This is a genomic window from Corynebacterium jeikeium (genome assembly GCF_000738175.1).
Taxonomy (GTDB): Bacteria; Actinomycetota; Actinomycetes; order Mycobacteriales; family Mycobacteriaceae; genus Corynebacterium; species Corynebacterium jeikeium_C.
This window is the reverse complement of record NZ_JFCH01000055.1, coordinates 37614-59476: the sequence shown is the minus strand read 5'-3', so window position 1 is coordinate 59476 and position 21863 is coordinate 37614. Positions and strand designations below refer to the sequence as shown.

Annotated in this window: 18 protein-coding genes, 1 tRNA gene and 1 pseudogene; 11 read left to right on the top strand and 9 right to left on the bottom strand. The window is 62.2% G+C overall.

Annotated elements, in window-relative coordinates; translation table 11 throughout:
* The first annotated feature begins 32 nt into the window (after nucleotides 1-32).
* Nucleotides 33-1448 carry an NAD(P)/FAD-dependent oxidoreductase gene (locus tag JQ46_RS09175; protein ID WP_034987536.1) on the top strand — a complete coding sequence of 472 codons (1416 nt, stop codon included), beginning with the start codon at nucleotides 33-35 and terminating at the stop codon, nucleotides 1446-1448.
* 3 nt (nucleotides 1449-1451) lie between these two features.
* Here the strand turns inward: JQ46_RS09175 and JQ46_RS09170 are convergent, their stop codons facing one another.
* Nucleotides 1452-1934: a PaaI family thioesterase gene (locus JQ46_RS09170; RefSeq protein ID WP_034987534.1), complete on the bottom strand. Its 483-nt coding sequence runs from the start codon at nucleotides 1932-1934 to the stop codon at nucleotides 1452-1454.
* A 44-nt stretch (nucleotides 1935-1978) separates the two neighbouring features.
* On the opposite strand from JQ46_RS09170, the gene gndA reads away from it, so the two are divergent.
* Genes gndA through JQ46_RS09140 form a run of 6 tightly spaced genes read left to right on the top strand, consistent with a single transcriptional unit; the run spans nucleotide 1979 to nucleotide 8364 of the window.
* Entirely contained in the window at nucleotides 1979-3424 is a 1446-nt protein-coding gene (gene gndA, locus JQ46_RS09165; RefSeq protein WP_034987531.1) for an NADP-dependent phosphogluconate dehydrogenase, read from the top strand.
* Nucleotides 3425-4567: a DEAD/DEAH box helicase gene (locus JQ46_RS09160; protein WP_034987528.1), complete on the top strand. Its 1143-nt coding sequence runs from the start codon at nucleotides 3425-3427 to the stop codon at nucleotides 4565-4567.
* Between the two features lie 22 nt (nucleotides 4568-4589).
* Nucleotides 4590-5960, top strand: a complete 1371-nt coding sequence (locus JQ46_RS09155; RefSeq protein WP_034987525.1) for a hemolysin family protein — start codon at nucleotides 4590-4592, stop codon at nucleotides 5958-5960.
* The gene (locus tag JQ46_RS09150; protein WP_034987523.1) at nucleotides 5960-7003 is read left to right on the top strand and encodes a hemolysin family protein; all 1044 of its coding nucleotides are present in this window, start codon (nucleotides 5960-5962) and stop codon (nucleotides 7001-7003) included. The genes JQ46_RS09155 and JQ46_RS09150 overlap by 1 nt, the downstream gene beginning before the upstream one ends.
* Complete coding sequence (locus tag JQ46_RS09145) at nucleotides 6996-7835, top strand: hypothetical protein (RefSeq protein WP_034987518.1); 840 nt, start codon at nucleotides 6996-6998, stop codon at nucleotides 7833-7835. Before JQ46_RS09150 ends, JQ46_RS09145 begins: the two co-directional genes overlap by 8 nt.
* A gap of 25 nt (nucleotides 7836-7860) precedes the next feature.
* Nucleotides 7861-8364: a hypothetical protein gene (locus JQ46_RS09140; protein ID WP_034987515.1), complete on the top strand. Its 504-nt coding sequence runs from the start codon at nucleotides 7861-7863 to the stop codon at nucleotides 8362-8364.
* On the opposite strand, the gene JQ46_RS09135 is transcribed toward JQ46_RS09140, so the two are convergent.
* The 5 genes from JQ46_RS09135 to secA2 form a co-directional block, all read right to left on the bottom strand.
* Nucleotides 8361-8873 carry a MerR family transcriptional regulator gene (locus JQ46_RS09135; RefSeq protein ID WP_034987513.1) on the bottom strand — a complete coding sequence of 171 codons (513 nt, stop codon included), beginning with the start codon at nucleotides 8871-8873 and terminating at the stop codon, nucleotides 8361-8363. The genes JQ46_RS09140 and JQ46_RS09135 overlap by 4 nt on opposite strands.
* Before the next feature lie 124 nt (nucleotides 8874-8997).
* Nucleotides 8998-9585: a hypothetical protein gene (locus JQ46_RS09130; RefSeq protein WP_034987510.1), complete on the bottom strand. Its 588-nt coding sequence runs from the start codon at nucleotides 9583-9585 to the stop codon at nucleotides 8998-9000.
* A complete protein-coding gene (locus JQ46_RS09125; protein WP_034987506.1) occupies nucleotides 9578-10315 on the bottom strand; it encodes a MerR family transcriptional regulator in 738 nt (245 codons plus the stop codon). Before JQ46_RS09125 ends, JQ46_RS09130 begins: the two co-directional genes overlap by 8 nt.
* 6 nt (nucleotides 10316-10321) lie before the next feature.
* Complete coding sequence (odhI, locus tag JQ46_RS09120) at nucleotides 10322-10756, bottom strand: oxoglutarate dehydrogenase inhibitor Odhl (protein ID WP_034987504.1); 435 nt, start codon at nucleotides 10754-10756, stop codon at nucleotides 10322-10324.
* Between the two features lie 71 nt (nucleotides 10757-10827).
* Nucleotides 10828-13143, bottom strand: coding sequence for an accessory Sec system translocase SecA2 (gene secA2 / locus JQ46_RS09115; protein ID WP_034987502.1), 2316 nt, complete (start codon nucleotides 13141-13143; stop codon nucleotides 10828-10830).
* Nucleotides 13144-13215: 72 nt separating this feature from the next.
* Between secA2 and JQ46_RS09110 the strand changes: the two genes are divergently transcribed.
* The 3 genes from JQ46_RS09110 to JQ46_RS09100 all read left to right on the top strand — a co-directional run bounded on the left by JQ46_RS09110 (nucleotide 13216) and on the right by JQ46_RS09100 (nucleotide 14617).
* A complete protein-coding gene (locus JQ46_RS09110; RefSeq protein WP_034987499.1) occupies nucleotides 13216-13965 on the top strand; it encodes an alpha/beta hydrolase family protein in 750 nt (249 codons plus the stop codon).
* Nucleotides 13966-13970: 5 nt separating this feature from the next.
* Nucleotides 13971-14474, top strand: coding sequence for a ribonuclease E activity regulator RraA (gene rraA, locus JQ46_RS09105; RefSeq protein WP_005294589.1), 504 nt, complete (start codon nucleotides 13971-13973; stop codon nucleotides 14472-14474).
* 69 nt (nucleotides 14475-14543) lie between these two features.
* Nucleotides 14544-14617: transfer RNA gene (locus tag JQ46_RS09100), tRNA-Pro, on the top strand.
* Nucleotides 14618-14637: 20 nt separating this feature from the next.
* On the opposite strand, the pseudogene JQ46_RS09095 reads toward JQ46_RS09100, so the two are convergent.
* The 3 genes and pseudogenes from JQ46_RS09095 to JQ46_RS09080 form a co-directional block, all read right to left on the bottom strand.
* A pseudogene (locus JQ46_RS09095) lies at nucleotides 14638-17724 on the bottom strand (type I restriction endonuclease subunit R).
* Nucleotides 17717-18805, bottom strand: a complete 1089-nt coding sequence (locus JQ46_RS11525; RefSeq protein ID WP_051894010.1) for a restriction endonuclease subunit S — start codon at nucleotides 18803-18805, stop codon at nucleotides 17717-17719. Before JQ46_RS11525 ends, JQ46_RS09095 begins: the two are co-directional and overlap by 8 nt.
* Before the next feature lie 203 nt (nucleotides 18806-19008).
* The gene (locus tag JQ46_RS09080) at nucleotides 19009-20946 is read right to left on the bottom strand and encodes a type I restriction-modification system subunit M (protein ID WP_034974294.1); all 1938 of its coding nucleotides are present in this window, start codon (nucleotides 20944-20946) and stop codon (nucleotides 19009-19011) included.
* A gap of 519 nt (nucleotides 20947-21465) precedes the next feature.
* Here JQ46_RS09080 and JQ46_RS09075 point away from each other — a divergent pair.
* Nucleotides 21466-21861, top strand: coding sequence for a hypothetical protein (locus JQ46_RS09075; RefSeq protein WP_034987496.1), 396 nt, complete (start codon nucleotides 21466-21468; stop codon nucleotides 21859-21861).
* Nucleotides 21862-21863: the final 2 nt, after the last annotated feature.

Here is a 21863-nt window from a genome sequence, read left to right as displayed (position 1 = left end):
GATTACAACCATATTTGAGGAGAAGCAACTAGATGACCAGAACAACAAACCGCCACCACGTCGTAATCATCGGCGCGGGCTTCGGCGGACTGTTTGCGGCGAAGAAGTTCAAAAACGAGAACGTCCAGGTCACGATCGTCGACCGGACGAACCACCACCTGTTCCAGCCGCTGCTTTACCAGGTTGCGACCGGCATCCTCTCCGAGGGCGAGATCGCCCCGTCTATCCGCCAGATCCTGGCGGATCAGGACAACGTCCGCGTGGTCAAGGGCGAGGTTCGCAACGTAGACATCAACGAGCAGACCGTCACCGCCGACCTGGGCGGCACCGATGCCGTACTGAACTACGACTCGCTGATCCTGGCGGCCGGCGCAGGCCAGTCCTACTTCGGCAACGAGCAGTTTGCCGAGTTCGCGCCGGGCATGAAGTCTGTCGATGACGCCCTGGAGATCCGTGCTCGCGTGACCGGCGCGTTCGAGCGCGCCGAGATCACCACCGACCCGGAGGCCCGCAAGCGTCTGCTGACCTTCGTGGTCGTCGGCGCCGGCCCAACCGGCGTGGAGCTGGCCGGCCAGCTGGCAGAAATGTCCCACCGCACCCTGCGCGACGAGTTCCGCGAGATCAACACCGAGGACACCCGCATCCTGCTGATCGACGGTGGCCCGCAGGTGCTGGCACCGTTCGGCAAACGCCTGGGTCGCAAGGCTGCCCGCCGCCTGGAGGATCTGGGCGTGGATATCGTCCTCAACTCCCTGGTCACCGACGTATCCAAGGAGGGCGTGTGCTACAAGGACATGAAGACCGAGGAGGAGCACTTTGTGCCCTCCTACGCCAAGATCTGGTCCGCTGGTGTCGCCGCTTCTCCGCTGGGCAAGCACGTGGCCGAGCAGGCTGGCATCGAGGTCGACCGTGCGGGTCGCGTGCCGGTGAACGACGACCTGACCCTGGGCGAGCACCGCAACATCTTCATTGTCGGTGACATGATGAGCAAGGACCGTCTGCCGGGCGTGGCCCAGGTGGCAATGCAGGGCGGCCAGTACGCGGCAAGCACTATCCTGGATGAGGTCAACAACGGCACCGCCCCCGAGGGGCGCGTTCCGTTTAGCTACTTCGACAAGGGCTCCATGGCGATCGTTTCCCGCTTCAACGCGGTCGTGAAGATGAACAAGGCCGAAGTCTCCGGCTTCTTCGGCTGGGTCATGTGGCTGGTGCTGCACCTGCTGTACATGGTCGGCTTCCGCAACCGTGCGGTCGCAGCTTTCAGCTGGGGCCTGAACTCCGTGTCCCGCCGCCGCTGGCAGCTGGTGGCAACCCGCCAGCAGCTGCACGCGCGCAACGCGATCCGCAAGCTGCGCGACCTGGAGGACAAGGAAGGCATCCGCTCCATCGAGGTGCGCGACAACCTGCGTTTCGGCGAGGGCCGCGACACCCGCGCAGTCTCCGACTAGCGCCTACCGAGCGCGCTGCATATCCGGCACCACCTGCGTCTTGAGGAAGGTCAAGGCGCAGGTCTTGCCGGTTTTTTCGTTTTTGTGCTCAATACGGAACAGGTGCGTGGTGCGCCCAACGTGCTCTGCCTGGACGGTGGAGACGATGACGTCGCCCTTGACGGACGGGCGCAGGAAGTGCGTCTGGTTAGAGGTGCCCACGACTGCCGGGCCGGCGCCCGCGGCGACGAAGCTGGCCATCGAACCGGCGGTCTCCCCCAGGCTGGCGTACACGCCGCCGTTGGTCACACCCCAGGGCTGCAGGTGGTCCTCGGTGATTTCGAGGGCCAGTTGCATCTTGTCCGGGCCGACGGCGCGGTACTGCACGCCAAGAGTGCGGTCGAGGGTGGGGTGTTTGGCTAGCAGTTCATTGAGAGTGGCGATCTCCTGCTCGGTGAGATCACGCTCGGTGGCAACACGACTTAGTTCAATGAAAATATTGGACATGTGCCTAAGACTAACCAAGACATCGCCCTGTAAGATGTAAAACCATGACTACTGCTGAAGGAACCGCCCAGATTGGTGTTGTTGGACTGGCCGTGATGGGCTCCAACATCGCCCGGAACTTTGCCAACAACGGTCACACCGTGGCCGTCTACAACCGCACCACCGCGAAGACCGACAAGTTCATGGAGGACTTCGGCGAAACCGGCAACTTCGTTCCCGCGGAGACGATCGCCGATTTCGTTAAGTCGCTGGAGCGGCCCCGTCGCGCCCTGATCATGGTGCAGGCAGGTGCTGGTACTGACGCCGTTATTTCCCAGCTCGCCGAGGAAATGGACGAAGGCGACATCATCATCGATGGCGGTAATGCCCTGTACACCGATACGATCCGCCGCGAGGCTGAGATGTCCGAGCGCGGCCTGAACTTTGTCGGCGCAGGCATCTCCGGCGGTGAGGAAGGCGCGCTGAACGGCCCGGCAATTATGCCCGGTGGCCCGGCCGAATCCTGGGAGGCCCTGGGCCCACTGCTGGAGTCCGTGGCCGCGAAGGTCGACGGCACGCCGTGCGTGACGCACATCGGCCCCGACGGCGCGGGTCACTTTGTGAAGATGGTGCACAACGGCATCGAGTATGCCGACATGCAAGTCATCGGCGAGGCCTACCAGCTGCTGCGCTACGGCGCGGGCATGGAGCCGGCGGAGATCGCAGAGGTATTCAAGACCTGGAACGAGGGTGACCTGGATTCCTACCTCATTGAGATCACCGCCGAGGTACTTTCGCAGACCGACGAAAAGACCGGCAAGCCGCTGATCGACGTAATCGTGGACTCCGCGGGACAGAAGGGCACCGGCCGCTGGACCGTGAAGGCGGCCCTGGACCTGGGCATCCCGACCACCGGTATTGGTGAGGCCGTGTTCGCCCGCGCGCTGTCGGGCGCCCGCGAGCAGCGCGACGCCACCATCGGCAACCTGCCCAGCGGCGAGCTGTCCACCCTGGACGTGCCGAAGGAGGAGTTCATCGAGGACGTCCGCCGCGCGCTGTACGCCTCCAAGCTGGTGGCATACGCGCAGGGCTTCGACGAGATCAAGGCCGGATCCGAGGAGCACAAGTGGGGCGTGGACCCCCGCGACTTGGCCACCATCTGGCGTGGCGGCTGCATCATTCGTGCGAAGTTCCTGAACCGCATCCGCGAGGCCTACGACGCGAACGCGGAGCTGCCCTCCCTGCTGCTGGACCCGTATTTCAAGGGCGAGTTGGGCGGCCTGATCGACTCTTGGCGCCGTGTGGTCATCCTGGCTACCCAGCTGGGCCAGCCGGTTCCGGTGTTCGCATCTTCCCTGTCCTACTACGACTCGCTGCGCGCCGAGCGTCTGCCGGCGGCTCTGATTCAGGGCCAGCGCGACTACTTCGGCGCCCACACCTACCGCCGTACCGACCGCGAGGGCTCTTTCCACACCCTCTGGTCCGGGGATCGCAGTGAGGTCGAAGCGTAATTGTCCCGATCAGAGTTCGGAAAGCTCGGGCTAGATGATTGCATCACCAAGGAGCTTTCCGCCGAGGGAATAACCAAGCCCTTCCCCATCCAGGCGGCCGCCATCCCCGCGGCCGTCGAGGGGCGGGATGTTCTCGGCCGTGGACCGACAGGTTCCGGCAAAACATTCACGTTCGGGCTGCCGATGATTCAGCTGCTGAGGCGGGGGGCGTCCAAACCAAAAAAGCCGCGTGGCGTGGTGCTGGTACCGACCAGAGAGCTGGCGACGCAGGTGCGCTCGCGGCTGGATCCGATTGCGAACGCGGCCGGTCAGCGGCTGCTTGAGGTCGTCGGCGGGGTGAAGATTCAGCGGAACATTACGGCGCTGGCCAGGCCGGTAGACATTCTGGTGGCCACGCCGGGGCGCGCCCTGGATTTGCTGGGTCAAGGCATGCTGGACTTTTCCGACGTGAAGGTCGTAGCCATCGACGAAGCCGACCAGATGGCCGACATGGGCTTCTTGCCACAGGTAACCAAACTGCTGGACCGCATGCCGAAGCAGGCGCAGCACCTGCTGTTTTCCGCCACCCTGGACGGCGACGTGCAGGTGCTGGTGGATAAGTACATGCGCGAACCCGTGACGCACTCCACCGGCGAGGCCACCGCCAGCGTAGACACGATGCGCCACCTGCTGGGCGTGGTGGAAAGCCGCGAGGAGCGCAACGAGCTGATCGTGAGCATTGGAAAACTGCGGAAGCGCACTGTAATGTTTATGCGCACAAAATACGCTGTGGACCGGCAGGTCAAGAAGCTGGTGCGAGCGGGAGTGCCCGCCGTGGGGATCCACGGAAACAAGGGACAGAACACCCGCCAAGCGGCGTTGGACGGCTTTACCCAAGGCAAGAACACCGTACTGGTGGCCACCGATATTGCCGCCCGCGGGATCGACGTGAAGGACGTGGAACTGGTCGTGCACATCGACCCGCCCGCAGAGCACAAGGCGTATGTCCACCGAGCCGGGCGTACCGCTCGCGCCGGGGCCAGCGGCACGGTGGTGACGCTTTCCTTCGCAGACCAGCAAGCTGATACCGAGAAGATGATGGCCAAGGCCGGGGTGCATCCAACCGTGCTGCCGGGCGCCAAATTGGTCGCCGAGCTGAAATAGATTTAGGAGTCGGAATACTCAAGTGGACATAGTTCTTTCCCTAGTCGGGCTGGTCCTGTTTGTGCTGCTTACAGGCGCAACTGGCCTGTTCGTGGCCGTGGAGTTCGCGATGACGGGGCTAGAGCGCTCTGCCATCGACGAGCACGCCCGCACCAAGGGCGATGGCACGGCGAAGCTGCTGCAAAAGGCGCACGGGGAGCTCTCCTTCCTGCTCTCCGGCGCCCAGCTGGGCATTACGATCACCACCCTGGCGACGGGTTATCTGGCGGAACCGATCCTGGCGAAGTTCTTCGACCCGGCGCTGGAGTGGATGGGGTTAAGCGAGGCCGCAGCCATGCCCATCGCGCTGGTTCTGTCGCTGATTGTGGCGACGGTGCTGTCGATGGTGTTCGGCGAACTGGTGCCGAAGAACCTGGCAATCACCCACCCCATCGAAGTGGCGCGAACCGCTATCCGACCGGCGTGGACATTCAACGTGGCCCTGAAGTGGTTCATTAACGGAATGAACTCGACGGCCAACGCGGTTGTGCGGAAGCTGGGCATTGAGCCGGCGGACGAGTTGGCGTCCGCACGATCGGCCGAAGAGCTCTCGGCGCTAGTGCGAAACTCGACGGGCAACGGTGGGTTCACCGAGTCCAAGGCGCGGATTCTGGATCTGTCGCTGCGGTTTAGTGACGCCTCAGCGGAGGATGTAATGACACCCCGGTCGACCGTCGAATCCCTAACTGTCGATGAGACCGCGCTGGATCTGATCGAGCTGGCGCTGGAGACCGGACACTCGCGCTTTCCCGTGACCCGCGGGGATCTGGACGAGACTGTCGGAGTGGTGCACGTGAAGGATGCGCTGACTATCCCCCACGACTCGCGCCCCACCACCACCTTGAACAAGCTGATGAAGAACGTCCCCTCCGTGCCAGATTCCTTGAGCGGCGATGACGTGCTGAACCAGGTGCGAGCCGCGGGCTCGCAGCTGGTGATGGTCGTGGACGAGTACGGCGGCACCGCCGGCATCGTGACGATCGAGGACGTGGTCGAGGAGATCCTCGGCGAGGTGTGGGACGAGCACGACGATGTGGAAGAGGACAAGGAAGTCCGCAAAACGGGCACCCACTGGGAGGTTTCCGGCCTGGTGCGCACCGACGAATTGCCGGACGCGGTGGGCTACACCGCGCCAGAGGGCGACTACGATACGCTCGGCGGTCTAATCATGGCCACGCTGGGGCGCATCCCCGCCGAGGGTGACGAGGTGTTGCTGCCAGTCGGCGACAACGAGATGATGGAGAGCTTCGAAACGGGCATGTCCGGCCGCTGGCGGGCCACCGTCAAGGAGATGGATAACCGGCGCGTGGACAAGGTGCTGCTGCAACCGCTGACCAAGGAGGAGGCAAACTAATGAGTGACATTTGGGCCATCGTCTTTGCCGTCTTCCTGCTGGCGCTCAACGCCTTCTTCGTGGCGGTGGAGTTCGCGCTGATTTCCTCGCGCAGGGATCGCCTGGATTCCATGATCGCCGCGGGCAACAAGCGCGCCAAGCGGGTGCTTTACGCCAGCGAGCACCTGTCGATCATGCTGGCGGGCGCGCAGTTCGGCATTACGATCGCCTCGCTGCTGCTGGGTAAGGTCGGCGAGCCCGCGATCGCGCACCTCATCGAGGCGCCGTTCGAGGCACTGGGGCTGCCACCGGAGATGCTGCACCCGGTGAGCTTTGCGATTGCCCTGCTGGTCGTGACGATGCTGCACATCATCCTGGGTGAGATGGTGCCGAAGAACATCGCCCTGGCCGGCCCGGAAACCGTCGCGACGTTCGTGGTGCCACTGCACCTTTTGTTCGTCAAGGTCACGAACCCGATCATGCAGCTGCTGAACTGGATCGCCCGCCATACGCTCAAGCTGATGGGCGTGGAGCAGAAGGACGAGCTGGATTCCACCGTCTCCCCCGCCGAGCTGGCCAGCATGATCCAGGATTCCCGCTCCGAGGGGCTGATCGCTCCAGAGGAGGCCAACCGCCTGGACAAGGCCCTAAGCTCTTCGCGCCGCACATTGGACGAGGTTCTGATCCCCGCGGCCGACGTGCATTGCATCCGGCAGGACGGTCCGCGGATGAAGGTCGCGGCCGTGGAGAAGGCGGTGCAGGAGACGGGCTATTCCCGCTTCCCCGTCACAGATACCAAGGGAAAGTGGATCGGCTACGTCCACGTCAAGGACGTATTGGACAACCTGGTGGAGCCCGACGGCCAGTTGGATACCACGGACATCCGCCCCTTACTGGAGGTCAAGACTGGCTCCAGCTTCGATGTAGCGATGCGCAACATGCGGCGTACCTCCAGCCACATCGCCGCGGTAGTGGATACAAATGGGCAGATTATCGGCATGATCACGCTGGAGGACATCATCGAAGAGCTCGTCGGCACTGTCCGCGACTGGACCCATGACTGAGGTACTGCACGACTGGCGCGATAGGCAAGCAGCCCACCGGGAGCGCGTGCAGTGCCTCACCGAGGGGCACCGCCGACGCCGCGCTGAGGGTGAAAGGCACCCGGTGTGGGATTTCATGTTCAGCTACTACCCCACTACTCCTGGGAAGTTGAGCCACTGGCATCCGGGCGTCAATAAGGGTGTGGTGTGGGATGGCAACGGCGACCTGCCGCACTACAAGGATCACTATGTGCGCCGTGGCGACGTGTGGACCCTCGATACGGAACGGTTTATGGCCGCGCGAGGCAAGACGGTGCGCTATATCGCGCGGTTGTTGGAGGCGACGTATCGGCACCCGCCCGTGCTCGGCTGCTTCGGGCTGCATGAGTGGGCGATGGTCTACAAAGATGCGCCCCGCCACCCCGAGCCTTTGCGGCTGGGAGTGGCCGGTACCGACGAGGTGGTGGAGGCTTCGCAGTTGAAGTGCACGCACTTTGACGCTTTTCGCTTTTTTACGGACGCCGCCGCGCCTCGCAACGCCCACACCCCAACACGCGCCTCGCAGCCTCAGCTCGAGCAGCCGGGCTGCCTGCACGCCACCATGGATCTATACAAGTGGGCCACGAAGCTGGGGCCGCTGATCCCCGGCGAACTGTGGCTGGACTGCTTTGAGCTGGCCTGTGACGTGCGTCGGTTGGACATGGAGGCTTCGCCCTATGATCTGCGCGAATGGGGTTTCGAGCCGGTGCGGATCGAGACCCCGGCGGGACGGGCCGACTACGTGACTCGACAAAAGGGGTTGATGGAGCGCGGGCAGGAGCTGCGCAAGCGGCTGCTGGCCTACACTGGATAGCAAACTACTGGGAGGAAGAAGAATCGTGGCACGTCACGCAAGCGGGAAGCAGAACTATCGGGTAGCCGGGTGGGTCTGGGCAGCGCTCGCGGCCGTGATCGTGGTGGCGCTCCTGGTGGCCGGGTGGATTGCACTGGCGAGGAATAACCAGGATGACTTGGCCGCGCCGGAATGCCCGCAGGGGGACTTCGTGGTGCAGGTGTGGGCTGCGGATGAGTCGGAGCTGAAGGATGCGGTGCAGGAGTTCAACAATGCGAACGAGGTGGAGCTGGACCACTGCCTGAAGGCGGAGGTTGTGCGCAAGCCAGATGCAGAGGCAATTAAGGCCTACAAGGCGTGGGGTGAGGGTGGCCAGCCGGGTGCGGAGCTGTGGAAGCCAGCGGATAGACAGCTGGCTGATGAGGCGCTGGCGGTCTCCAAGGTGGAGATCGCCGAAGAGAATGGTGGAGTGTTGGCCCCGCAGCTGCAGGATAATCCCCTGCCGGAGCTGAACCAGCGGGCGCGGGGAGCTTTTCTGAGGCAGCTCTAGGCCATACGGCGACGGCGGCGCTCGGCCAGCTCGTCGATGGCAGCGTCCTGCACGACCTTCTCGGAGGGGAAGGCAGTGATGGTGCCGGTGAGTTCCTTCATCAGGCCCGGGACGGCAATGCCGAATACACCCTGGCCGCCGTTGAGGAGGTCAATGACCTCCTCGGAGGAACGGCACTCGTAGACGGTGTGACCGTCGGAAACGAGGGTGATGCCGGCGAGGTCGTCGACGCCCAGATTCTCCAGCTTCTCCACGGCCTTGCGGATGTTCTGCAGGGAGATGCCGGTATCCAGCAGGCCCTTCACGATCTTCAGCACCAGGATGTCACGGAAGGAGTACAGGCGCTGGGAGCCGGAGCCGACGGCGTTACGGATGCTGGGCTGAACCAGCTTTGTGCGGGCCCAGTAGTCCAGCTGACGGTAGGTGATGCCGGCGACTTGGCAGGCGATCGGTACGCGGTAACCGACCTCGTCGTCGGGGCCATGGACGTCGAAAAGGGCATCCTGCATGAAACACTCCTGGTGTAATTTCAATTCTCTTCTAAAGATTAGACCGGTTTGCGGCACAGTCAACCGCTAGCCGAACATTACTTTAACACGAGTCACAAAAATCACACGTGTAACAACAGGCGTGTCATTCCTTTAACCAGTCGTCGAGATCGCTCGACAGACCCAGGCCCTCCCACATTTCCTGGAAATCGGAGTCTGCGTTGTCGCTGGCGGTGAAGCCCATGTCCTCCGGGTTCCAGTCCAGCAAGAAGTCCACCTGGTCGCCGTCCTCGTCTACCTGCTTGAGTTTCGCCTCGAGCTCGTCAACCCAAGCTGGGTTAACGCGGATGAGCGCGCTTTCCACTCCGGGTTCCACGCGCACATCGAAGATCACGCCCGCGTGCCACAAGGGTTCCAGGATGGAGGGGCGAATGTCGATGAAACGCTCGGACTCCCCCTCCTCCAGCACCAAACCGGCGGTCATCTGACCGCGGGAGTTGGTGACGATGCGGGCAAACCACGGGTCGCGCGCGTCGTCGTACTTCAGAATGCTCGCCAGAACCTCGGCATCCGTGGGCCGCCCGCCCAGATCCAGCGTTGGCTCCACCCAGATCGGCAGGATGTGGGTGCGCTGGGGCGTCATAAAAATAAGACAGTCGGGCACGGGCGCGCCGCAGCCGAGAGAGCTACCGACAGCGCGGCCGAGGAAAACGACTTCGGTGCCTTTAGCCAAGGTTGCCCTTCACCAGCGCGGTGTTGAGGGAAATGATCAGCGCGGACATCTCGCGGGCGGTCTCGGCGGAGCGCTGCTGAGCGTTCTCGTCGCGGCCGTGAGCCAACGGGTCGGCGATGCGGGAAACCATGTCGAACTGGCGGTTCGCGATGGTCAACAGCGCCTTCAGGTGGCGGTTATCCAGGCCGTGGTCGGTCAGGTTCTGCGCGATCTGGACGATCTCTACGTCATCGACCGAGAAGAAACCGGCCGGGTCGGCGGAAATCAGCCCCATGCGGATCAGGGATCCGGTGAAGGAATCCTGCACGTTGGCGCGTGCCGTAACGTCTGCGCGGGTCAGGCGGCGGGACTGCGTGGCCCGCATCTGCTCCGGGGAAATCGCACCGGGGGCGGACTTGCGGGCGGCGGTCACCGGGGTGACCTTGCCGGAATCCATGGCCTCCAGGCGTTCGCGGATAACCTTCAGCGGCAGGTAGTTATCCCGCTGGAGGGTCAAGATGTAGCGCAGCCTGGAAATATCCTCCGGGGAAAAGCGCCGGTAGCCGCTCTGGGAACGGCGCGGGCTAACCAAGCCTTCGGATTCTAGGAAGCGGATCTTCGAGACGGTGACGTCCGGGAAGTCCGGCTTCAACTGCTTTAGCACATCGCCGATAGACGAAGTGGGCAGAACCTTTCCGGCTGGCGAGGAGGCAGGTGCAGGAGCGCTAGCGTGGCTTCTCTGTGCGCTCACTTTTCCTTAGGCTTCCTTCGAACCGTTCAGGAACACCAGGCGGAACTTGCCGATCTGGATCTCGTCGCCGTTGGACAGGACGGAGGAGTTCTTCGGCTCGCGGTTGACGTAGGTGCCGTTCAGGGATCCGACGTCCACAACCTCGTACTGGTCGCCATTGCGGCGGAACTCAGCGTGGCGACGGGAAACGGTGACGTCATCCAGGAAGATGTCGCTGTCCGGGTGGCGGCCAGCGGCGGTCGTGTCCTGGTCCAGCAGGAAGCGGGAGCCGGCGTTCGGGCCGCGCTTCACAACCAGCAGCGCGGAGCCCTCGGGAAGACCCTCGACACCGGCGGGAGAGGCATCGTGCTGCGAGCCAGACTCCATCTCCTTTAGAAGGTCTGCGCGAAAGACTGACGTGGTCTCGACAGATGCCTCAGGCACTCCGGTGTTATCGCTCATAGCTTTCAAGTCCTCTCATTCGAACTAATCGGTTCGGCTTTAACAATACGTCTAACAATACCCTAAAGCAGCTAGCGGAACATCTGAACGATAGACCCCATCACAGATCCCCCAGAGGAGGACAGCGGGTTGTCGTTCACCATGTAAGTCCACGTTGCGCTGGGCTTGTGAAGGCCCATCTCGCCCAGCTGGGCACCGTCGGAAGTGATCTCTACCTCGTCAAATGTTTCGCGTGCCTTGTTGACGGCACGCTCGGCCAGCTCGCCAAAGGCGGCGATGGACATGCGGTGAAACTCATCGATCGGCGATTCGCGGGCGATGGCGCGCAAGTGGATGGACTCGCGCACGTCATCCAGGTACGCAAGGTGCTCCGACCATTCGTTATCTAGGTGGAACAGCATGATTTCGCGGGCGGCCTGCTCCAGCACCTCCTCGCTAATCCCCTGCTTCTTCAGCTCCGCGGCGCGGTCGACGTTGTGGTAGCTCAGGTCGTCCCAAGCCGCGGTGGTATCCAGCAGGGTGTCGCGGCGATCGTTAACGATGTCGCGCTGGTCCTTGATCAGTTTGTTGTACTTCCAGGTAGTGGCGTGGATGTCCAGCATCTGGCCCTCGGTCACGCGCTGGCAGTGGTCCACGAACTGCTGGACCTTCTTCTGTGGCAGCAGGCCGTCCTCCTCTGGCTGAGCCTGCAGCTCCTCCCCTGCGCCGCCCACGGCGACCACGTCGTCTTCCAGGGAGACGAAGAACAGGGAGCTGCCTGGATCGCCCTGACGGCCCGCGCGGCCGCGCAGCTGGTTATCCAGGCGCTGGGAGCGGAAGCGCCCCACGCCAACGACGTGCAGGCCGCCGGTCTCCACGACCTCGTCGTGCTCGGCCTCGTCGGTGCCGCCCAGCTTAATGTCCGTACCGCGGCCGGCCATCTGCGTGGAGACGGTCACGCGGCCCGGGCGGCCGGCCTCGGCGACGACGGCCGCCTCGGCCTCGTGGTTCTTTGCGTTCAGCACGGAGCATTCCACGCCCGCGGAAAGCAGGGCTTCTGCCAGTTGCTCGGATTCCGCGACGTCCTGGGTGCCCACCAGCTGTGGCTGGCCGGTCTTCTGTACCTCGACGATGTGTTTGACCACCGCGTCGTTGCGCTCGGCGGCGGAGACGTACACCCGGTCGGCCTCGTCGAAGCGGATGTTCGGCCCGTTCGGCTCGATGACGGAGACCTGCAGGTTGTAGAACTGTCGCAGCTGGTCGCCGGCCGCCAATGCCGTACCCGTCATGCCGCAAACCTCCGGGTACATGCCAACCAGCGCCTGGATGGTGATCTGGTCGAGGATGCGACCGCCGTCGGTGACGTCTAGCCCCTCCTTGGCCTCCACTGCCGCTTGCAGGCCGTCGGGCCAACGCTGCAGCTCGGCCACACGGCCGCGGGAGCCGTCAATAAGAGCCACCTTGCCGTCGCGCACGATGTAGTGAACGTCGCGGATCAGCAGGTGCTCGGCGTGCAGGGCGACGTTCACCTGCACCAGTAGCTCGCCCTCGTCCTCGTAGAGGGATTCCACGCCCAGCTGCTTTTCTACGAACGCTGCGCCCTCGTCGGTGAGGAAGACGTTGCGGTGATCCTCAGAGACATGGAAGTGCTTATCTTCCTCCATGCGCTTGACCAGGTCGGTAATGCGGCCGGCGGGCGCGGGGCCGGGCTCGGAACCGGCGAGCACCAGTGGCACCAGGGCTTCGTCGACCATCACCGAGTCGGCCTCGTCAATCACGGCCACGTCCGCCGGGGTGCGCACCTGGTCGGCGCGGCGGGTGATCAGCTGGTCACGCAGGACGTCGAAGCCGAGCTCGTTGATGGCTCCGAAGATGACGTCACGGGAGTAGATGTCGCGGCGCTGGTCCGCGGTGAGGTCCTCGTGGATCGCGCCGTGGGTTAGCCCGAAGAAGTCGAACATCGGGCCCATCCAGTCGTTATCGCGCCCGGCCAAGTAGCTGTTGACCGTGATGACGTGCACGCGCTTGCCCTGCAAAGCAAAGCCCACGGCGGCCATCGCGCCGGCTAGGGTCTTACCCTCACCGGTGGCCATCTCCACCACGTCGCCGTGCAACAGGCGGTAGGTGCCCTGCATCTGCACGTCGAAGGGCTCCATGTTCAGGGTGCGGCTTGCCGCTTCGCGCAGGATAGCCAGCAGCGCGGGAGCGTCGTCTACCTGCCCACCGAAGTGGTGGCCATCCTCGCTAGTGGATTGTTCGGTTACCACGTCCGAGGCGGCGTCCCGAAGCTCCGCATCGCTTAGCCCCGAGTAGCGCGACGAGTCGGCCTGAGCGACCACGGCCCGGCTTTTCTTCTGATTCTTCTTCGGGGAAGATCCCATCGCCTTCCAGAACCAGTCAAATGCCATGAATGTGCCCTTCGAGTTTGAGGTGTAAGAATATGTAGACCACGTTAATCGACTGAAGGCGAGAGGCGATCCATGACCCGCACGATACGCTCCGTTCACGTGACCATTCCCACAGAAAATGGCTGGCAATTGGCGGGAACGGTGGACCTGCCGCGGGATTTGAAAATGGAAGATGCGCCCCGGCGGGCGGTCGTCGCGCACTGCTTCACGTGTACGCGCGGGGCGATTGGGGTGACGCGCATTTCCAAGGCTCTGGCGCGGGCAGGTTATGCGAGCTTGCGTTTCGATTTCGCTGGCCTGGGTGATTCGGGTGGCAAGTTCGAGGAAACCACGCTGGGGACGAACGTGTCCGATGTGCAGGCGGCGGCGAAATGGTTCGGCGGGGCGGAGTTGCTCGTGGGGCATTCGCTGGGAGGCACCGCGGTGCAGCGGGCGGCGGCGGAAGTTGCGTCGGTGGAAAGCATCGTGACCGTCGGCACTCCTTTTGAGCTGCAGGAAACCGCCAAGCGCGCACCGGAGATTATGCAGATGTTCGAGCGCCAGCGGGAGCTTTCTTTGGGCCAGGCGCTGCTGGAGGAACTCGCCGCGGCCGATTCGGCGGATACTGTGGCCGCTGTTTCTTCTAGTGACGCCACGTCTCTGGTGCTGCACTCTCCCGATGACCTGGTAGTTCCCGTGGCGGAGGCGCATGCGATGCGGGCGGCCCTGCCTCGCGCGGACTGGGTGAGCCTGGAGGGGATGGATCACCTGCTTCTACAGAGGGGATCTGGGCAGCGTGTGGGCGAATTGATCGCGGCGTGGGAGAGCTTGCGCCTAAAGTAGGTGGCATGGCTGAAGAGAAACTGACTTTTATTCCGACCGCCGACCTGGTGGACATCATTGGCAGCGACGTGCGCAGCTGCGATACGCAATTCCGCGACCTGGGTGGCGTGGTGGAGTTCTGTGGGAAGATCACCACGGTGAAGTGCTTCCAGGACAATGCGTTGCTGAAGAGCGTGCTGCAGGAGGACAACCCCGGTGGCGTGCTGGTGATCGACGGTGATGCGTCGATGCACACTGCGCTGGTGGGCGACATCATTGCAGGCCTGGGCAAGGACCACGGCTGGGCCGGCGTGGTAATTAACGGGCCGATCCGCGACTCCAAGGTGATTGGCCAGATGGAGTTCGGCTGCAAGGCGCTGGGCACCAACCCGCGCAAGTCGACGAAGACCGGAGAGGGCGAGCGCGACGTGACGGTGAGCTTCGGCGGCGTGGACTTCGTCCCCGGCGAGTACATCTACTGCGATTCGGACGGCATTATCGTTTCCGACGAGATTGTGCAGCCGGTCTAAGCAGGGGATTTCCTAACGGCGATGGGAGTGGGGTAACCTATCGCCGTTGTCCTTTTAACAGGGCTTCGGCGGACTGTGGCGCAGCTTGGTAGCGCACTACACTGGGGGTGTAGGGGTCGCAGGTTCAAATCCTGTCAGTCCGACAAATTTTCAGTACTAAGGACTATTCGTCCAGCTTCCCCATCTCATTAGCGGCAGCCATCAGCTCTGCGAGTGCTCCAATCACGCCATGCAACACGTCTCGGTCGCTGGAGAGTAGCGCGTCGCGTTGCTGACGCTCGGCGATTCCCGAGAAGATTGCCTTCGTCGCCTCGCCTTGGAATCTCTTGGAGCGCTTCAGCTGCTCCTTGTTATTGGTTCGTCCTAGCTTCAACGCCTCGGGCTGAGCGGAGAGCGTTCCCCACGCGGCGACGATCATATGCGCGGTTGCGCCGGAGGTTACGTCCACACCCGCCATCGAGAAAATGTCGTTGACCTTTTCGACTGCCTCGTCGAATGCAGCGCGTAGCGGGGTGGCATCCCCGCCGACGGTGACGTCGAAAGTTGGCACCTTCAGAGCTTCTCCTCCTCCGTCGGTCAATGACCGATCAACCTCGATCTCGTTTTGGGTGATCGCAACACCGGCCAGTGAGAGTCCGGTGATGAAGTCTTCATCCTCGTCGTACTCCGAGAGGTGGAGGTTGCGCTCCAGCACAGCGGCGAGCATCGCACGCTTAGAGACCTCCGCATCTGCGTAGGCGACGATCTGGGAGAGGAACTCGTAGGCGTGGCGGTACTTTTCCGCGTTGGACTTGAAGTTGTGCGCGTCGGCGCGCCCATCCTTGCCGGAGTCGCGTCGAACCTGCCACCGCCGGATGATCGGCGCGGCCGCACCGCGGAGCGCTTCCGAGTCGGTGCCGTCCATGTAGATCTGCGCGACCTGGTCCATCTCCTCGGGTGTGTAGAACCCGGAGGTGTCGAGCTCTTCGCCTAGGGTGTGTAGCGCGTTTGGGTCAATGTCCGTGTTTATCGCGGCGCCCTCGTAATAGCGTTTAAAGTCCTTGACGATCATTTCCGGATCGTTGACGAAGTCCACCACCATCGGGGTGGGCTTGTTCTCGTGGATGCGGTTGAGCCGTGACAGCGTCTGCACGGTGGTGACGCCGGAAAGCTGCTTATCGACGTACATCGCGCACAGTCGGGGCTCGTTAAAGCCGGTCTGGAACTTGTTCGCGACGATGATAACGCGATAGTCCTGCTCGTCGTCTTTGAAGGCGCGCTCGACGTCGGAGACGCCGTTGAGCTGGACTTCCGTTACCGGCTCGGAGTTCTCGTCGACGCGCACTGCGTCTGAGAAGGCCACTAGGGAGCGGAAGTCGTAGCCATTGGACTGGATGTAACGGTTCATCTCCTCCGACCAGCGGACTGCGGCTTTTCGGGAGGAGGTCACGACCATCGCGCGGGCCTGGCCGCCCAGGTGGTGGGCGACGTTGCGGCGGAAGTGTTCGATGACGACCTCCACTTTCTGCGCGATGGAGGTTGGGTGCAGGCGGACGAAGCGCACCATGTCGGTGACTGCTGCGGTCTCGTCGACTTCCTCGGTTCTTCCCAGCTCGTCACGGACTTCGGCCCACATTTGGTAAGTCGAGTAGTTACCGAGCACGTCGAGGATGAAGCCCTCTTCGATAGCCTGGCCCATTGGGTAGGTGTCGAAGGCGACGAAGTGGCCATCCGGGGTTTCGGTGCCGAACAGGCGCAGGGTCTTCCCCTTGGGCGTCGCGGTGAGTGCCACGAAGGTCATGTTTTCGGCGACCGCGATGGCTTCTTGCCGCAGTTCCAGTAGGTCGTCGGCGGTGTACTCCTCCCCCTCGTCGAGTTCGACATCCGTGAGTAGCTCGCGCAGCGCTGAGGCACTGGAACCGGTCTGAGAGGAGTGCGCCTCGTCAGCGATGACGCACCAGCGGCGGCCCGCGAGGTCTTGCTCGTCTTCGAGGAGCTTGAGCACGTGCGGGAAGGTCTGGAGGGTGCAGGTGATGATGTGATCGCCTTCCTCGATCGCCTGGCGCAGCTGCGGGGACTTCGCCCCGGCGTTCTCGCCGACGGAGACCACCAGCCCCATGGAGGCGTCCATCATCTGCATGTCCTGGCGGACGTTGGTGTCCAGGGCCGTGCGGTCGGTAACGACGATGACGGAGTCGAAGGTCTTCTGTCCGTCTTTGGCGACGTGCCGGATGAGCCGGTGAGCCAGCCACGCAATGGTCTTTGTTTTGCCTGAACCCGCGGAGTGCTCAATGAGGTAGCGCCCGCCGACACCGCGCCGGGTGACATCCCGTGTGACACGCTCTACCGCGCGGAGCTGGTGGTAGCGCGGGAAGATGAGTTTGCCGCCCGGGGTGCCACGCTTCGGCTTTGCGTCGGGTTCCCACACTGCGAAGTCGCGCAGAATACGGAGGAACATGTCACGTTCCAGCACTTCCTCCCACAGGTAGGAGGTTTCGGACTTACCGGGGATGGGCGGGTTTCCAGCGCCTCCGTCGACGCCACGGTTGAAGGGCAGGAAGAAGGTGTCGGAGCCCTTCAGCGCGGTGGTCATGTAGACCTCTGCATTAGAGACGGCGAAGTGGACGAGCGCGCGGCCCGGCTGCAGCAGGCGGCGAGTCGGGCTCGGCACACGGTCCTCCCGGTACTGCTTGCGGGCGTGGGCCACGGACTGGGTACTGTCCGTCTTCAGCTCCATCGTCACGACGGGGATGCCGTTGACGGTGAGCACGAGATCAATCGTCTCGTTGGTTTTCGGGTCGAAGTGAACCTGGCGGATGACACGCAGGATGTTGTCTTGCGCGCGCTCGGCGACTTTCTCTAGCAATGGGTTCGCCGGCGGGAAAGCGACCATCGGACCGAAGCTGGCGGAGCGGGCTCCGACCTGAGCGTATTTGAAGCCTTCCCGCACGGTGCCCAGCAGCCCGCCGAGGGTGCGCCCGGATTGTGGGTCCTTCCGCGTCTTGGACTCCAGCTGCTCGGCCACCCGTTCGAGGAGTTTGCGCTGCGCGACCTCGCGGGTGGCCTCCGGGACATCCGCGGGCACGGCCTTGGCGTATTCCTCCGGGTACCGGGTGGAGAGCCACTCCAGCACGTCGGCCGTGTAGAGCGCGAGGCGCCGATCCCAGCCCTGGTCGTTGTTGCCTTCCTCGTAGGTCTAGCCGCGCTCAGCGAGCGCGTTGCAGATGGCGCTCTCGTGCGCCTTTTCGCGGGTGATCTCCGTGTTAGTCATGGATGGTCTCCTCGGCGGCGGGGATGTCGATCTGGCCAGTCACGGCCGCAGCAATGACGGCGGCGCGGCGCTCGGCAAGCAGGTCGCGCAGTTCGGTGATGTCGGCGATCATGGCATCGATCTCGGCGGTTTCGCGGTCGATCTCGTCGGCGATTCGGCGCTGTTCCTCGAGCGGTGGTACCGGAAGCACCAGCTTCTCGAGCCTTGCATAATTAATGGTTTGGCCGTCCCTCAATTGGTTGGTCAGGTGAGATAGCCCATGAATAAAATCCGCCGATTTAAACAGGTGGCGATAGTAGCTTACGTCTACGCTTTTAGACCCCTTCAGCACGGTGTAGGCGGTGCTCACTTTTCCTCTAAGTCGCGATAGTTCCAAACCCCCCTGAAAACTCCGCAGATGACTCACAAAGTCACCTGGTTCGACGTGCTTCATCGAATTAGCCCCTTTTAGGTTCTTAACCACTGTCGCCCCACTGGTTTCAACGTATTCCTCTTGCGTCACCACCCCATGCCGTTGGGAGGGAGTCAGGTGTGGATCATCGGCATGGTTCTTTTCGGAGCGCTCCTTAAAAAGAAGTGGCAACGGAATTAGCTTCCAGTCTGCGGGGATTTGCCCGGTCCATTCCCGGTAGTCACCCAAGCCCCGGACCCCTGCGTTTTGAGGATCTGCGACAGCGCTCCGTCCGAAAACTGCATCCGAGTAACCGACAGAACGCCGCTCTCTCAACAGTGCCTCCATCTCATCTAAGTCAGCGCTCATCGCGTCGATCTCAGTGGTCTCGCGGTCGAGGTATTCCGCAATGGCTCGTTGCGTTTTCAACGGAGGCAACGGCAGGTCTAAAAGGGAAAATCGGTCATAACTAATGCGTTGACCAACTCGAATCTCGGTTGTCAGGAGGTGGAGGCTCGCCACTACATCACGGGACTTCATCAAATACCCCAAAAAGCCAGGAGAGTAGAGCGAATTTGGCCGCAGCACCCGGTAATCACCACTTACCTTTCCCGTTACTCGACTGCGCTCCAAACCAGACAGATGGCTGGCCATGCTGATGATGAAGTCGTCGGGCTCGACGTGCTTCATATTGGCAGCTGATTTTGTATTTCTCACAAGTTGGTGCCCGGTAATATCCCGATACTCATCCTGCGTCACAACTCCGTAGTTCTGTGAAGGAGTGAGATGCGGGTCATCTGGTCGAGCGAATTCCTTTGATTCTGAAAAGGCAATCCCAGCCGGTACGACATCCCAATCACGCGGGACACGCCCAGCCCAAGTACGGAAACTGATTAACATTCCCGCACCTCCGCGAACTTCTCCGCCAGGCGGCCCATGACCACGGCCACGTCGGCGTCGATCTCTTCCAAAGAGCGAACCGGGGCCTGGCGATAGAACACGCGCTTGAACGGGATCTCGTATCCCACTTTGGCGACCTCCTCGTCCCAGGTAACATCCGGTGCGAAAGGGAGGACCTGGCGGGACATGTGTTCGTCGACGTCCTCAATCAGCGGGATGCGCTCCGTCATGGAGAACGCCGGATCAAGGATCGGATTGCCCTTGCGGTCCACGCTGGGGTCGGCGTCCTCGTCGGGCACTCCCACGGCCGCGAGCACCAGGTCAATCATTCCGGCGAGCATCTTCACACCCCGCTTCTTCGCCGCGGCCTTGAGTGCCTCCGGCAGGTCGTTGAACTCTGAGTCTGCCACGTCGGCGAGCACATCCGCGTGCTCGGGCACGGCGGATTTATGCTCCAGCACCTGTGCCACGGCTTCCGGCGTGACCTCAACGCGTAGGCGCTTTTGCTTGGTGACCTCCACGTCTCGGAAGCCGAGCTCCGCTGGCGTGAGCACTCTCGAGATCTCCGTGTCCTCGAATCCGGCGTACTCTTTGAGCACTCGCTTACGATCCGGCTCCTTCATCTCCCGGCGCTTCTCACCCAGCCCCTTATCCGGCACCGACCAGCACTCGGAGGCGTCAATCAGCTGTACGAAGCCCTTGCGGTGCTCCTCCTTATTCGTATCCAGGATCCAAACATAGGTGGAAATCCCGGTGCCGTAGAACATATTGGTTGGCAGCTGGATGATCGCGTCCACCAGGTCGTTTTCCAGCAACCACGCGCGGATCTTGTCTGGCCCCGATTCTGGAGCACCGGTGAACAGCGGCGAACCATTTGAAACGACCGCGCCCCGACCTCCAGAGCCATTCGGACCCGCGGGCATGAGCTTTGCCGCAACGTGTGCGAGGAATAGCATCTGCCCATCGTTCTTATTAGGCAGGCCGTGGCTGAACCGGGAGCCTGGCACCTTGGCCTGCTCCTTCACTGACTTCTGCTGAACCTCCCAGTCCATGCCGAACGGCGGGTTGGAGAGAATGTACTCGAACTGCTCGCCCTCGTAGAGGTCGGTGAGCAAAGTATCACCGTGACGGATAGCGTCCGGCTCGCCACCCTGGATGAGCAGGTCGGCCTTACCGATGGCATAGCCGGTGGACATGAGTTCTTGGCCAGCCAGAACTACCTCGATATCCGGATTGAGCTCCTTGAGGGCACGCGCGGCAACCAGCAGCATGCCACCGGTGCCCGCTGTTGGGTCGTACACGGTACGCGAAGCACCATCCGCTGTCAGTCCGATGTCGTCGGAAGCAAAAAGAATATCCACCATGAGCCGGATCGCGTCACGTGGAGTGTAGAACGCACCCGCGGCCTTTCCCTTGGTATCGAAAGCCTTGTACATGACGTGCTCGAAGAGGTCGCCCATCTGGGCGTCCGGCAGCGCCTCCATGCTCATGTCGATGGTGGCGAAGTGCTTGATCACCGGCCACAGGCGAGAGGCACTGTCGAGGGTCTTCATCTTCACCGTGAAATCGAAGGCATCCCACACGTCGCGGATAGAGGCTGAGAACGCGCCAACATAATCCATCAGCGCCTCATATACGTGGTCATCGAGCTGGGCGATCCGTGTCAGGTCCAGGCGAGAGGAGTTATAAAAGGAAAGGCCAAAGCGTGCCTGCACCTCCCAGTCGATCATCTCGTCACTGAGTCCCTCCTCCTGCAGACTCCATACCAGGTCGAGGACTTCATCTTTGGTCGGCGCGAGAATACACTCGAGACGGCGCAGCACCGTCATCGGCAGAATATAGTCTCCGTAATCTTCAGGTTCGACGATGGAGCGCAGAAACTTGTCTGCTGTGTTCCAAACGGCGGACTGATTGAGCTCCGCTGTACTCATCCGGGTATGTCTCCTTGGGCCAAAAGTCTCAGTGCCCCTACGGTAAACGCACTGTCCAAAATCGTTCTCGAGACACGCACGTGCTGTCTCGCCTTCTAGTGCATCACCCCCGACAGACACTGGTTGCCATAGTCGAACAAACAACCGAACAACTTCAATCTTTCACCCCTTGCCGTCGTTCCCTATAAACCGCCCTTAACCACCACCCCTGCGCTCTAGAGTGCTATACCTACCCCACTTCACCACCTCAAGACCTAAGGGACTCTCTTCCATCGCCGTGTCAACTAGTGGTTGACACCACTGTCAACCTATGGTTGACTTACGGCCATGGATCCATTGACAAATATCCGACACACACTGCAAGCAGTCAGCCTCGCCGAACACGAACTGGAAGATGCCGTCGCGCAAGCAAGACATGCGGGACATTCATGGGCGGACATTGGGCAAGCGCTTAATGTTTCCCGCCAGGCAGCCTTCAAACGATTCGGCGCGGTGCGAAACCCCTTCACAGGAGAAACCATGGCCCCAGTATCAACCGACAAGCTCCCAGAGATTTCCGACGCGCTCATTCGCCACGTTTCCAAGGGCGAAGAAGCAGAAACCATTGAAATGCTCGATCCACACGTCCGCGAGGACCTCCCCTGGTCCGTCATCGTGGACGTGTGGACATCAATCCTGACCGACTTCGGCGAGCTCCAGGCGATCACCGATCAGACGATCGTCCCCATCAAGGGAGACCGCAACGCGGCCCCGGAGTCAGAAGCACTCTCCGCAAAAAGCACGGGCACATCGGTTGTCGTCTCGACGCTCAACCACGAAGCCGGCGAACTGATGTCTCGGATCGCCGTCAGCAGAGAGGGCACGGTCGTTGGCGTTCTTTTCTTGACGCCCGACGCCACGGACTACCCGTTCTAGGT